Genomic DNA, 12137 nt, shown 5'->3' with positions numbered 1-12137 from the left:
TTTCAGATAACGCAACGAAAAAATCCAGCATTTGCAGCATTTTTAGGTTTTTTTTGACAGATTTGATATTATTTTTATAATTTTGATAGTTTTAAGTGGTTTTTAGTTTTAAATACCACAGTTATTAGGTAAAGTACGTTTGGCTGGGGAACACGTGATCTTCTTATAATTCCTGGGGCGAATACGTATAGAACGGGAGCTGTCTCTGCTTTAAGCTCTGGCTTTGAGTATATGGCACCCACCTGATGATTAATGTCACAGGTGAATTTAAACCTGACACGGTTACCCTGGCTACTTCTTTTTCTGTATTGACTTTTTTTAGTTCGTCAATTCTTTGTTAACGTTTGTACGATATCGTATCTTTAGTGCACGTATATATTTAGTTTTAGCCCACCGTTTCGAGAAGAAAAGACGGATTGCTTCGTTTATTCTTTTTCGATTTAGGGAGTGGGTTTTGTCCCCCCACCCGAAGGTCACTGAGGGTGTCTGGGGTGGGGGGTGGTAAAAAAATCGCGTTAACTAACTATTAACCTTTATTAACTCGCAACTTGACGTTGCATCCAATAGGTTAGATCCGATGTGCTCAGACACGGATTATAAGAAGTCAGCTATATTTATGGGAGGCAACGGCACGTTGCCAGCGTCACGCTGCCAACCTCAGGTTGGATCCGATGAATTAGATTGGCATCGTTTTATTCGTAATTGGGAATAAATAAAAAATTCCAAGATTGACATGAATTGACAGTTAAGATACAAACTCTTAAATTATATTTTTAGGAGTTTCATATGAGATTAAAATTTACTGCCATCTTGTTATCTAGTGTTTTAGCTTTTGTAAGTTATGGTGCAGAGATAAATGAAGCAGCTGGAGTGGAAACGGTTCAATACGCCGTCCATCAAAAGGTTGTGCCCGATAGTTTTGAAGGCACTGCTGAATATAGATCGCGTAGAGCGGTACTTGAATCAAGATTACACTCATTTCAAGGGAAAAAGCTTAAGGTATTTACGCCAGAGATTTTTGCTGAGATGCTGGAGGAGGGTGTTCAAATAGCAGAGTTGGGATTACACATATTTGAAAAACTGCCGACGATTGCAGGACAAATTAATCAACGCCTGACTAGCCTTGAATCAAGAGTCAAAGCAAAAAATGCATTGATTTCTTGGAGAGAGTTGGCGGCGTTGATGCAAGAGATCAAAGGCTTCCCCGAGCATTATTGGAATGAATTCAAGTTTGATATGGGGCATGCTCTTCGTAATTGTGAATTGCAATCTCAGGTTGTTGCTGCTCATGGATATACTTTGAACCAAAGTGAGCGTTGGACTGAGGTAAATAGCAGAGCTTCAAATTTAGATTTTTCTTATAATTTGACGACTGAGTATGCATGGGTGCAACATAGTCTTGTGCAATCAATCGATCAATTAGTTGAACATAAGTTTGCAGAAGAAAGTGATGAATCAATCGCGAGAGCGGTGGAATTAATATGTGCTGCGTTAGAGCGAAATGGTGTGGCATTTAAATATGGTCGTTTTAACGCCTTCAAGTACTTAGAACCTTCGTCAGAAAGAGTATCAAAATGGATATCTCAGAATTTTTTGAGTGAAGAAATAACAATAGATTTAGATGATCTATTAATTCACAAGAATCTATTGTCTCACTATGTAAAAAATCTTGAATTATTGAGTGAATGGTGTGTTGTGATCGTGAGGTGTGGTGATTGTATAGAGAGTACAAAGACAGATGCCGCATACGGTTTAATAGGTTCAGACTATGTAGAGTTACAAAAAGATTTAAATCCTCATCAGGTGTATACAGAAATAAGAACAAAGGTTGAATCGATTGTTCAAACCGCCCTTGACGAAACGTTTGCGTGGTTAATGACACAATAGTCTAACGATCTTTAAAGACAGGGGGGCGCTTTTGCAAGAATGCTTGAAAGCCTTCCTGTTGATCGTCTAGATCAAATGTACTTAAGAATAAATCTTGTTCGTAAGCCAGTCCTTGGGTTAAAGGCTGTTCATCCGCTAATTGCAAGGCTGTTTTGGCTTTGATTAATGTGGGAAGCGATTTTGCTGCAATACGATTGGCGGTATCTGTGACAGTTTGATGTAAACGATCTTGTGGTACGACTTGAGAGACCAGCCCCCAACTGCATGCAGTGTGTGCATCAATTCTGCGACCCGTTAGGATCATATCGTTTGCGCGATATCTACCAATACGGCGTGGTAATCGTTGAGTGGCTCCCATCCCTGGAATGGTTCCCACGCTCAGTTCGGGTTGTGCAAACACAGCGGAATCCGAAGCGATCAAGATATCCCCCATTAAAGCAAGTTCTAAACCTCCACCAAACGCATATCCATTGATTGACATAATGATTGGTTTTGAAAATGTGGTGATGCTAGTCCATATGTCTAAGAAGTTCCGGCGATAGTGTGTGGTATTGTTTGTTGCGAACTCTTTTATATCAATGCCGACAGAAAATGCTTTTTCAACAAGGCTTTCGATAATAACGACTTTGATGTGAGGATTTGATTCCCACGTATGAAGGATAGTCGATATTTGTTTTCCCATCTCTAGATTAAGAGCATTTAATGTGGTGGGTGAATTTAACTGAATGCGACCTATTGCATCTTGAACGTGTGTAATAATGATCATGGTGGTTTCTTTTTTATTTAGTGTACGTTATCTAATTTGATTTTTCTAGCGAAGTGTGGGTGCTCTTAAGAAAGTATAACAAACAAGGATGATAATCATGAAAAAATATTATGGTGTGTGGGTGCACTCCTTATAAACGTTCATAGCGTATGTGCGTCAGACTGGGTGAATTGTATGTATGCAGAGGTGGTTTCTTTGTATAAAACTGGAGTTGAAGTGGGAGATTCAACCACGGTAAATCACTTTGTTGTGGCAACCGCTCGTGACCCTGGGGCAGTCGTAGCACATCCTATGATGTTATTATGAACCATGAGGCAAAGACTGTAGCAGTGAAGCGTATTGGAAGCCCTCATGCAAAAGAAGCATGGTATGTTTCAATTATCAAACAATGGTTTGATAATAATGATGGTGAGGTAATGCAATGGCGTGGGTTAGAAGCAGCGGCTGAGTGACAGTGTTTGAAGCTGTGTGCTATAAAAGTGTTGTTCGCAGAGAACTCTTTTAAATCAATACCAACAGGGAATGCTTTTTCACTTTTGTAGTGGGATTTGAATTTCAAGTAAGGGTATCGATATTTGTTTTGTCATCTCTAGATTAAGGGCATTTAATATGGTGTTTGGGTTTAACGGGAAGTAACCTATAGAATCTGAAACATGCATAATAAATATATCATGGTAGTTTTGTTTTATTTGGTGTACGTTATTGCAATTTATTTTGCCAGTCAAGATAAGTTGAAACTAATAACGAAGGGTGCAAGAATAAAAAATGTTTAATAAAGTGCTAAGTTGTTTAGCTGTAATGCTAATGTGTATGCACGTGGCAAAGGCAGGTTTGTTTTCCCCGTGTGTTTGTGAAGATTCAGAAAGTTTATATAAAACAAGTGTTGAAAAAGGAGGTAATATTACAATAACACATTTAGTTTTTGCTGCGGCGGCAAGCCCTGAATTAGTGAATGTATCATGTGATGTTGTCGTGAATGATGATGAAAAAACTTTAAAAATTTTACTAGGTGAGGGGGTGTCTTTAGAAGAAAAACGCTTTACTGTGATTAAGAGTTGGCTTGCTAAAACACTTGCGGATGTTGAGAAATATACATGGGAAATTTCTGTAGAATAGGATTTGACAAGATGTGTAAATCCTTGCATAGTTTGGCAGTAAAATAAGGGAGTGTTAAAATGAAATATCTGTATTTAATCGCTGTTTTTTTAGTTGGGCTAATTCCATTAAGTGCCGCTGAATTTAATCCTGACGCTGTTGCGCAACAACTATCCAATGAATTTGGACGTGAGTATCTGCTAGACGGTCAAGGGGAGGGGAAGTATAAATTAAACCTGATCGTGACGGGCGTCTCACGTGTGTGTTTCATCCACCACAATCAGTATATGAGGCGGATAGTTTACAGCTAATGAAGGTTAGAGTGGATAGTTTAGGGGTCAGAGAATTTTGTATATCATCTGCTGGTTGAAGATGCTGCATATAAATTGTATCTACAAGAAGAGTCGGCGTGCCTTAAAATTAGAAAGGGTGCAAAGGAGGCTCATATCGCTTTAATCAAAGCCTGGGTTGCACGTTTGAGGGGGCAGAAAATTAGTCTTACGCTTGTTGTTCACACTGAGTAATTCTACTGTCGACTTAACTATGTTATACTGCTCCTAGAGAATTCTCTGGGAGTATTTATTATGATAGATCAATTTTCTGAACACACTAATCGCGTGAAGAGCATATTTAATCGTGTTGCGAGTAAATATGATTTGATGAATGACCTGATGAGCTTTGGGTTACACCGGGTTTGGAAACGTCAATTTGTTCAACGATTGTCCGTTAAGCCCGATGCACATTATGTGGATGTGGCCGCTGGAACTGGCGATATTACCCGATTAATTCATAAAAAAATCATGGGTCATGGGTTGACACCCTGTATTACTGCTGTTGATCCTAATGAAGCGATGATGGGGCAGGGCAAAGCCAAGTTGATTGATAAAGGTATCATTGCTGGTGTGAACTGGGTGCAGGCATCCGCAGAAGAATTGCCATTTGATGATAACAGCGTGGATGCACTCACGATTTCATTTGGATTGCGAAACGTGACAGATCGAGAAAAAGCATTGCGTGAGTTTCATCGAGTCTTAAAACCTGGTGGGCAGTTCTTGTGTTTAGAGTTTAGCGAGGTGCAGCACAAACACATAAATGCAGCATATACGTTCTATAGTCAGAATGTAATTCCTAAACTGGGGAATTATATCGTTGAAAAACAAGAAGATCCGCCCTATGAATATCTTGTGGATAGTATTCAGCGCTTTCCGAATCAACCAACATTGAAAGATATGATAGAATCTGCAGGATTCAAAACAGTTAACTTTACAAATTTAACCGATGGCATTGTCGCCATACATGAAGGATGGAAATAAATGATCGATACATTACAACGTACATTAACCCTTGAAATACAAACGTTGCCGCATTCTAGAGGCGTTCCAGCCTATGCCACTGAACACAGTGCAGGAATGGACTTAATGGCAGCAATCATTGGAGATATTATCCTTGCACCGATGGAGCGCGTCTTGGTGCCTACTGGGTTTATTATGGCGTTACCCGAGGGGTATGAAGCGCAAATTCGCCCGCGTTCTGGGTTGGCTTATAAAAACGGAGTCACTGTATTAAATGCTCCTGGTACTATTGATGCGGATTATCGTGGTGAGGTAAAGGTTTTATTGGTGAACTTAAGCAATGAACCATTTACGATTAGTGCGGGAATGCGGATTGCTCAGATGGTGATAGCGCCTTATACAAAAGTGTCATTACAACAGGTTGATTCTGTTTCTGAAACGGTGCGTGGTACTGGAGGCTTTGGATCCACGGGGGCATAATTAAATGATACGCGCTTTGATATCTGTTGGGATATGTATTGGTCTGATAGGGGTAATGGGTGGGCACATTGATGCTGCCCAACCCGTGCAGGCGAAAACAGCCTTTAAAGGTAGCGGTTTGCCAATCCCGCGGTTTGTCATGACCAAGGCCAACAAAGTGAATTTGCGAGCAGGACCTGGAAACAATTATCCTACACGGGTTGTATACAATCGAAAAAATATCCCCTTGATGGTTGTTGCGGAATTTGATTTCTGGCGAAAGGTCAAAGACGTCGACGGACAAGAAGGATGGATCCATAAGACGTTGCTGTCAACCACAACAGTAGTTTGGGTTAAGACAGAAATGGCATCTTTAATTTCAGATCCCACAAGCACTGACGCTGTGGTTCTAAAAGCTGAAAAAGGCGTTGAGGGTGAATTTCTGAAAGATATTAAAGGGAAATACGCAAAGATTCGGATCAATAATCAAAAAGGATGGATGCTGACTGATGATGTGTGGGGCGTAATCCCGGAGTAAAAAACCGGATATATTTTTGATAATAACTTGACTTTTTCTGATAAGCCTTCATTAGTATAATTGAAATAGCGTAATCTTAAGGAGATTAAAATGTTGAAGAATTTATTAGCAATTATTGCGCTAAGTATGGGCGGTTATGGAATAAGTGCTGCTGCGCCGGACTTTTCAGAGGCTGATTGGGCCAGGGTTCCTTATCCAGGTGAGTTTACTGTCGAGGAAGTGATGGAGCTGTTTGCAGGGCCTATTGAAAAGGGTGGGCGTGAATGGACGTTAGACTTATTTGACAATGAAGAGTTAAAAAATCTGATGGATGGTGGTCATTTGGTGGTTAAACCAATCGGATTAGGAGAGTTTTTTGCGCATCAACCATTTTTTGTGGATAGCTTAGGTAGATTAAGATATGAGCAATTCCTTATAAGTGCAACTGAAGTTGATCAAAACACAGAAGCAGATCCTAAGGCAGGAGAAATTCTTAAGGTAGATGATATAGTATTATGCGTGAAAAAAGTAAGATTGCCCATTTCTATGCAGTTAACCGAAGAGGATTTGAATAACCCTATCATTAAAGCAGTGCAGTTGAACGTAACATTTCAAGAACAAGAAAGACTTGACAGAGATGATATGGAAAATTTAAGGCAAACAAAGTAGGAAGAGAACCTCCGTCGTTGGTTAGTCTTTGTTCGGCCAGATAGTAGGGCTGAGTTTGAGGCAGATAAGGCAGCTTTTAGAGCAGAAAAAGCAGCGAGGATTCAATAATCAAAAAGGGTGGATGCTGATTGATGATGTGTGGGGCGTAATCCCGGAGTAAAAAACCGGATATATTTTGGATAATAACTTGACTTTTTCTGATAAGCCTTCATTAGTATAATTGAAATAACGTAATCTTAAGGAGATTAAAATGTTGAAGAATTTATTAGCAATTATTGCGCTAAGTATGGGCGGTTATGGAATAAGTGCTGCGACCGAGAGCTTTACTGATGCTGATTGGGCTGGGATACCGATGCCTGGTGAGCTTTCTGTAGAAGAGGTTGTGGGGCTGTTTGTGGGACCTGTTGAAAAAGGCGGACGTGAATGGACATTGGCATCGTTGAACAACGATGAATTAAGAGCTGTGGTTGCCGACCAGCAGTTTGAAGTCAGGCAACTTACAGATGAAGATGTCTTTGCACATCAACAATTTACGGTAGATAGTGCCGGCGTGTTGAGATGTGAAATGTTTCTTGTAAGCCTGACTAAAACATATCCTACAGAAACGGAAGACGATGGAAGGTTGTTTTCCCTGATGGCTTTGCTGCCGATTACTACGCAATTGACACCAGAGGAGCTTATGAATCCAATTGTAAAAGCTGTTCGATCTTCGTTAACGTTTGAGGAAGAATCAAGGTTGGCAAGAGAGAATATGGGGGAATTCGAACGCACGGTTGGGGCTAGGAATGCTCGTCAATTATTGATGTTTATTCGTCCCGATCGAGTCGAAGAATATAAAGCGATGCTTGATGCAGAACTAGGTAGTAAGTGAAACTAGGTTATGATTCAATTATTAAAATAACAAATGAGCTCTTTCGGGCTCATTTTTTTATTTCAACTCCGGAACTATTTTATGTGTGGTAAGCTATATAAAGCCCCTTTCGGGGCTCTGTATTAAATTTTCACGTTGACAGAAAATGTTGTTTCTGTACCTGTAGGTGTAGTTTTAGAGTCGATAGAAAATGCTGCAAGGGTAGCGGGAAGACGTGAGGCTATTTGGCGTAAAAGTTCAATGAGGTCACCCTTTGTTACGTGAAAGAAATCTAAAAAAGGCAGCGGAGATTCTTGACCTGTGAGGCTTTTTGCGATGAGTGCCCCACCTTTTGGAATGATTTGTGATATAGCAAACCGTTCATGACCATTGCCGGTTAGTGTTAGGCTGGGTGCGCCTGCTGCGGCAACTGGTTTTGTCAAATTGCCTAACATTAGCTTAAATACAACAGGCATTCCCTGATGTGCTGTTATGATATGAAGTGTTTTCTTTTTATCAACGGGCAATGCTGCGTCCTCAAGTTGTAATAGAGCGTTTTGGCCGCTTTCTAAAAAAGCAGGGAATGATTTTGGGCGATCAGTACCTGGAGTTCCTGCAATATATCGTGGTTCGCCTTCACCGCAGGCAATAGTAAGTTTTGTTTTAGCACCATCGGGTTCAAGTATTGCGTTTATTGTGAGGGGGAAAAGGCCTTCACCCATTTTAACAGAGACTGTTCCGTGAAGGTAAACGTTTGTATAAGTTCCACTGACGGTTATTTCTGTGGTTGGCGTTGCGTCTACAAATGCGGCGTCTAGTGAGTGTAAACCTGTTGCAAGAACGACTGTTGATAGCCCTAATGTTAAAAATTGCTTCATTATTTTTTTCATTTTTGTTCCTTGTTTTTGATTATTTTAAATGAATTCATGAGCAGCATGACTTTAGTACAACAAAGGTTAACAAATGGTTTATGATTTACAGTAGACGCAGGTTGAAAAAATTATTGACATTGTTCTGATTTGCCCCTATCCATACATCTGAGATAGTAAAACTTTATGGAGAATGTCATGTTGAAAAAATTACTAGTAATGATTGCCATTATCGTGGGTGGGCATGCTGTAAATGCTGCAGCTGCTAGCTTTACCGAATCTGATTGGGCGGGGATACCGACGCCGGGTGAGTTTTCTGTAGAAGAGGTTATGGAGCTGTTTGTTGGGCCTGTTAACAAGAGCGGACGGGAATGGACGTTATGCTCATTCACAAATGATAAGCTTAAAGATGTAACTGCTGATAGAGATTTTGAGGTTAGGCAGCTTGTTGATGAGGATCTATTTGCCCATCAACAATTTACTGTAGATAGCGCAGGGGTGTTAAAGTTTGACTTGTTCCTTGTCAGTCGGACTAAAGAGTGTCCTAGTCAGCCTGGCGATGGAGAGAGTGTTTTTAATCTTGCGACTAACTTACCAATTACCACGCAATTGACACCAGAGGAGCTTATGAATCCAATTGTAAAAGCTGTTCGATCTTCGTTAACGTTTGAAGAAGAATTAAAGTTAGCAAGAGAGAATATGGGGGAGTTCGAACGTACGGTTGGGGCTAGGAATGCTCGTCAACTATTGATGTTTGTTCGTCCCGATCGAGTCGAAGAGCTGCGTGCAATGTTTGATGAAGAACTAGGGGATGAGCGAAAATAAGTATTGACTTAAGCGCATCATTTGATATAATCTATTTATCAAAATTACAAATGGGCTCTTCGGGGCTCATTTTTTTATAGCGCTTCGCGTAAAACGTGGGAGCGTGCTCCCAAGATGGAAAGCAGTAAATAAAATCCATAAATATTAAGCGGTGCGGTTCGAAGGAAAAAATCCGTAACACTCGGTTGCTTGCGGGCGAGGTAGGGATTTTTAGCGCTGCGTTTTTATTTTTGATCTTTAGAGTTTTTTAAGATTCTGTAGGTACCCTGATCATATAAGGAGTTTTTTATATGAATCGGTGGTATGCAGGGCTGATAGCCTTATTAATATGTGGGTGCGGTGGCACTTCGAATTCTGATTTAGGCGATGGCGGCGCTGAAGAATTAGATGGTGGAGCTTCTACTACTGACACTCATAAGTCTCCATTAGGCATAGATCTTGAAACCATGAGATCATCCCCTTTGTTTCATGAATTTGATGTGGATTTATTTAGTTCTGATCCTATTCAACGTGTGACTCAATTTAATATATCAAGCGCTGATACGTATAAAATTTCATTACAAACATTGGATTTGTTGACGGAAGAAAAACGTTTCACGTTAGTTCAGGCGGATAAAATAATTCAAAATGGATTGCCCAAGGTGATAGCTCCAATTGGATATACGGTGAGCTTAGAGGTTTTAGGTAATCAAGTTGTGGCCGTGATAAAATCAACAACAGGTCCTGAAATAGCTGTGCGACCTGTGCCGGTAAATATGGGCAATAATGATATTATTGTTGGAGATTTAAGTTCATTGAACCTGTTGTTTTCAGGTGTTCAACAAGAGTTAAGTGCTTATAACTCTGGGGCAGGGATGGCTTATGCTGCAACAGCATTCAATCGATATGTGAGATATAATACGACGGATCATTGGCATATGCAGGTGGCTAAACGTCGTGTTGGCGTGGATACAACGATGAGTGCGCATGTGGGGAAAACACTCAGCATATTTGATCACAGCGCCTTAGACTTATCTATACAACACCTATACGGGGTAAAAGATAGCAAACATATTAATGCAGCCTCATTAAAGTATTCAATGTATAACAACGAATCTGGGATTCAGGGGTATGTTGTTGCATCAACGATATTAAGTCTAACCCCAGTTTCAGCGATAGGGGTTGGATGTTCTGTGTGCCCATCAGTGAGTTCGCGCCTGGTTTTTGGTGTGGTTATGTCTCATATTGATTGGAATTCAAGCATTGATTTCGTCTTAGATTTTTAAGTGTTGTCGCTGTTGATCTATTAGCACGCTCTTAACGTGGATTATATAATAGTGATACCGTTATAAGGGTAATAACAATAAAGGAAATCAAAATGAAAAAATATTTGTTGACGTTAAGTGCGTTGGTTTTTGCATTAGAAGTGACGTGCGCGGCCATAGGGGTTACATGCCCTGCAAGCTTTATTGAGGTTGACTTCATCCTTCCAAGTAGCCCTGCTGGGGATCCTGCGGTTCAAGAGATTGATTTTGATTTTTTGGAAAAAGAAGAAAATGAGCCTGAAGTCTCACCCATGATGCAAGAAGAATAGGATGAATAAAAAGAGAACGTAGGCAAAGAAGCAGAAGCTGCTGTTGATCTATTAGCAATTCTTGACGCGGATTATATAACAGTGATACCGTTATAAAGGTAATAACAATAAGGAAAATAAAAATGAAAAAATATTTATTGACGTTAAGTTCATTGGCTCTTGCATTTGGAGTAACGCACGCTGCTGAGGGCGTTTTAGCTGTTCCTTGTTCTGATGACGGCATTACATCCACTGCGGATACAGTTTTTGGTGGTGGCTCAGTTGTTGAAGTTGCTGATCCGCTTGCAAATATGACTCTTGATACAGCTGAGATGCCTGTTTCTTCCTGGGCTGGTGGTGGATTTCCGGCAGCAGAATCACCTGCAGTTGGGGTTGAATCAGATGTGTTGGTTGCAGCTGCCGCAGCGGCAGATGTTCCTGAAGTTAGTACAGCCGAAGAAGGCGCTGCAGATGTTTCTGAAGCTAATGCAGATGTCTTGGCACCACCAGCCGCTGTTGAGATTAATACATCCGAAGAGGGTGCTACGACGCATGCAGCAGAAGATGATGCAGGAATGGCACGCGAGATGACAGAAATAGTCGGGGAAGTAGAAACAGCTGAAGAAGGCGCTGCAGAAGTTGTTCCCGTCAAGAAAAAGAAAGTGCGCAAGCCTGATGGATTACGTTCCGTTGCTAGAGAAGCTGACTCTGACGAGGAGAGTGCAGAATCTGCTGATGCCGGAACAGCTGCTACAGTTCCAGCTGCAGATGGATCTGAATCTGATGCCGATGGCGTAGATGGCGATAGTTCTGGTGAGAGAGAGGATGCTCCAGAATTGCCAAATAGCAATTAATTGGCTGCGAAAATAATTAAAATTCAACGTCAAAGCAAGCTCCCATTTGGGGGCTTGTTTTGTATTATAAATAGAAAAGGAAGTAATAATGAATACGTGTTTAAAAATCATGCTGGTTTTGGGGGCGACCTGTCTAGATAGGTACTGTGCTTCTGACCTTACGGGAGGGGATAGTCAAAGCGCCGGTGATAGAAGGCTGTTGCCTGCCGTTGGACATGGGAATCGATTGCAAGCTGCAGCGGCGCGTGAAACTGCAGATGAGGGAGGTGAACACCCCGATGCTGCGCGTCCGGATAGATCATTGGTGCGAAGTCTTAATATCGGGCGAACCGCTAATGCAGGTGGAACTGAGCCTCATCCCCTTTCTGCAGGTAGATGTGCCCTTGCATTAAGAGGTGCTGGCTTTGCAAGCGGTAAGCTTTTAGCAAGTGAGGGGGCGTCAACTGTAGGAGATTCCGAGACTGAAGACCATGAATTGCCTGATGATGATCTACGGAAATAA

The 12137-nt window shown here is 41.1% G+C and carries 16 protein-coding genes and 1 other RNA gene; 15 read left to right on the top strand and 2 right to left on the bottom strand.

Translation table 11 applies throughout. The features are described 5' to 3' along the window. The first annotated feature begins 137 nt into the window (after positions 1-137). Both ssrS and CPBP_RS02070 read left to right on the top strand, forming a co-directional pair. Positions 138-298, top strand: a non-coding RNA gene (ssrS, locus tag CPBP_RS02075) — 6S RNA. A gap of 488 nt (positions 299-786) precedes the next feature. Then, positions 787-1887, top strand: coding sequence for a hypothetical protein (locus CPBP_RS02070; protein WP_350332397.1), 1101 nt, complete (start codon positions 787-789; stop codon positions 1885-1887). 1 nt (position 1888) lies between these two features. Here CPBP_RS02070 and CPBP_RS02065 read toward each other — a convergent pair whose 3' ends face one another. Then, positions 1889-2653, bottom strand: coding sequence for an enoyl-CoA hydratase/isomerase family protein (locus tag CPBP_RS02065; RefSeq protein ID WP_350332396.1), 765 nt, complete (start codon positions 2651-2653; stop codon positions 1889-1891). Between the two features lie 302 nt (positions 2654-2955). On the opposite strand from CPBP_RS02065, the gene CPBP_RS02060 reads away from it, so the two are divergent. From CPBP_RS02060 to CPBP_RS02025, 8 genes are all read left to right on the top strand, one after another. Continuing rightward, positions 2956-3105: a hypothetical protein gene (locus CPBP_RS02060; RefSeq protein ID WP_350332395.1), complete on the top strand. Its 150-nt coding sequence runs from the start codon at positions 2956-2958 to the stop codon at positions 3103-3105. 313 nt (positions 3106-3418) lie between these two features. Then, a complete protein-coding gene (locus CPBP_RS02055; protein WP_350332394.1) occupies positions 3419-3769 on the top strand; it encodes a hypothetical protein in 351 nt (116 codons plus the stop codon). A 59-nt stretch (positions 3770-3828) separates the two neighbouring features. Next, positions 3829-4059: a hypothetical protein gene (locus CPBP_RS02050; protein WP_350332393.1), complete on the top strand. Its 231-nt coding sequence runs from the start codon at positions 3829-3831 to the stop codon at positions 4057-4059. 273 nt (positions 4060-4332) lie between these two features. Continuing rightward, the gene (gene ubiE, locus CPBP_RS02045; RefSeq protein ID WP_350332392.1) at positions 4333-5061 is read left to right on the top strand and encodes a bifunctional demethylmenaquinone methyltransferase/2-methoxy-6-polyprenyl-1,4-benzoquinol methylase UbiE; all 729 of its coding nucleotides are present in this window, start codon (positions 4333-4335) and stop codon (positions 5059-5061) included. Next, complete coding sequence (gene dut, locus CPBP_RS02040; protein WP_350332391.1) at positions 5062-5520, top strand: dUTP diphosphatase; 459 nt, start codon at positions 5062-5064, stop codon at positions 5518-5520. It abuts the gene before it with no gap. A gap of 4 nt (positions 5521-5524) precedes the next feature. Next, positions 5525-6037, top strand: a complete 513-nt coding sequence (locus CPBP_RS02035) for an SH3 domain-containing protein (RefSeq protein ID WP_350332390.1) — start codon at positions 5525-5527, stop codon at positions 6035-6037. Between the two features lie 90 nt (positions 6038-6127). After that, on the top strand, positions 6128-6685 hold the full coding sequence (locus tag CPBP_RS02030; RefSeq protein ID WP_350332389.1) for a hypothetical protein: 558 nt from the start codon (positions 6128-6130) through the stop codon (positions 6683-6685). Between the two features lie 250 nt (positions 6686-6935). Then, positions 6936-7556 carry a hypothetical protein gene (locus CPBP_RS02025; protein WP_350332388.1) on the top strand — a complete coding sequence of 207 codons (621 nt, stop codon included), beginning with the start codon at positions 6936-6938 and terminating at the stop codon, positions 7554-7556. Positions 7557-7678: 122 nt separating this feature from the next. On the opposite strand, the gene CPBP_RS02020 is transcribed toward CPBP_RS02025, so the two are convergent. Continuing rightward, positions 7679-8425: a hypothetical protein gene (locus tag CPBP_RS02020; RefSeq protein WP_350332387.1), complete on the bottom strand. Its 747-nt coding sequence runs from the start codon at positions 8423-8425 to the stop codon at positions 7679-7681. A 177-nt stretch (positions 8426-8602) separates the two neighbouring features. On the opposite strand from CPBP_RS02020, the gene CPBP_RS02015 reads away from it, so the two are divergent. The 5 genes from CPBP_RS02015 to CPBP_RS01995 all read left to right on the top strand — a co-directional run bounded on the left by CPBP_RS02015 (position 8603) and on the right by CPBP_RS01995 (position 12137). Further along, entirely contained in the window at positions 8603-9229 is a 627-nt protein-coding gene (locus CPBP_RS02015; RefSeq protein WP_350332386.1) for a hypothetical protein, read from the top strand. 290 nt (positions 9230-9519) lie between these two features. After that, complete coding sequence (locus CPBP_RS02010) at positions 9520-10494, top strand: hypothetical protein (protein ID WP_350332385.1); 975 nt, start codon at positions 9520-9522, stop codon at positions 10492-10494. 92 nt (positions 10495-10586) lie between these two features. Then, the gene (locus CPBP_RS02005; protein WP_350332384.1) at positions 10587-10802 is read left to right on the top strand and encodes a hypothetical protein; all 216 of its coding nucleotides are present in this window, start codon (positions 10587-10589) and stop codon (positions 10800-10802) included. A 122-nt stretch (positions 10803-10924) separates the two neighbouring features. Further along, the gene (locus tag CPBP_RS02000; RefSeq protein ID WP_350332383.1) at positions 10925-11635 is read left to right on the top strand and encodes a hypothetical protein; all 711 of its coding nucleotides are present in this window, start codon (positions 10925-10927) and stop codon (positions 11633-11635) included. Positions 11636-11723: 88 nt separating this feature from the next. After that, on the top strand, positions 11724-12137 hold the full coding sequence (locus CPBP_RS01995) for a hypothetical protein (protein ID WP_350332382.1): 414 nt from the start codon (positions 11724-11726) through the stop codon (positions 12135-12137).

This window comes from Candidatus Bodocaedibacter vickermanii, assembly GCF_014896945.1.
In the GTDB taxonomy this organism is placed as follows: Bacteria; Pseudomonadota; Alphaproteobacteria; order UBA6184; family UBA6184; genus Bodonicaedibacter; species Bodonicaedibacter vickermanii.
This window is presented reverse-complemented; position numbering and strand designations above follow the sequence as displayed.

Bases quoted from the DNA above. Each gene is read 5' to 3' on its own strand.
- CPBP_RS02070 (WP_350332397.1), top strand. From the start codon at position 787: ATGAGATTAAAATTTACTGCCATCTTGTTATCTAGTGTTTTAGCTTTT.
- CPBP_RS02065 (WP_350332396.1), bottom strand. From the start codon at position 2,653: ATGATCATTATTACACACGTTCAAGATGCAATAGGTCGCATTCAGTTA.
- CPBP_RS02060 (WP_350332395.1), top strand. From the start codon at position 2,956: ATGAACCATGAGGCAAAGACTGTAGCAGTGAAGCGTATTGGAAGCCCT.
- CPBP_RS02055 (WP_350332394.1), top strand. From the start codon at position 3,419: ATGTTTAATAAAGTGCTAAGTTGTTTAGCTGTAATGCTAATGTGTATG.
- CPBP_RS02050 (WP_350332393.1), top strand. From the start codon at position 3,829: ATGAAATATCTGTATTTAATCGCTGTTTTTTTAGTTGGGCTAATTCCA.
- ubiE (WP_350332392.1), top strand. From the start codon at position 4,333: ATGATAGATCAATTTTCTGAACACACTAATCGCGTGAAGAGCATATTT.
- dut (WP_350332391.1), top strand. From the start codon at position 5,062: ATGATCGATACATTACAACGTACATTAACCCTTGAAATACAAACGTTG.
- CPBP_RS02035 (WP_350332390.1), top strand. From the start codon at position 5,525: ATGATACGCGCTTTGATATCTGTTGGGATATGTATTGGTCTGATAGGG.
- CPBP_RS02030 (WP_350332389.1), top strand. From the start codon at position 6,128: ATGTTGAAGAATTTATTAGCAATTATTGCGCTAAGTATGGGCGGTTAT.
- CPBP_RS02025 (WP_350332388.1), top strand. From the start codon at position 6,936: ATGTTGAAGAATTTATTAGCAATTATTGCGCTAAGTATGGGCGGTTAT.
- CPBP_RS02020 (WP_350332387.1), bottom strand. From the start codon at position 8,425: ATGAAAAAAATAATGAAGCAATTTTTAACATTAGGGCTATCAACAGTC.
- CPBP_RS02015 (WP_350332386.1), top strand. From the start codon at position 8,603: ATGTTGAAAAAATTACTAGTAATGATTGCCATTATCGTGGGTGGGCAT.
- CPBP_RS02010 (WP_350332385.1), top strand. From the start codon at position 9,520: ATGAATCGGTGGTATGCAGGGCTGATAGCCTTATTAATATGTGGGTGC.
- CPBP_RS02005 (WP_350332384.1), top strand. From the start codon at position 10,587: ATGAAAAAATATTTGTTGACGTTAAGTGCGTTGGTTTTTGCATTAGAA.
- CPBP_RS02000 (WP_350332383.1), top strand. From the start codon at position 10,925: ATGAAAAAATATTTATTGACGTTAAGTTCATTGGCTCTTGCATTTGGA.
- CPBP_RS01995 (WP_350332382.1), top strand. From the start codon at position 11,724: ATGAATACGTGTTTAAAAATCATGCTGGTTTTGGGGGCGACCTGTCTA.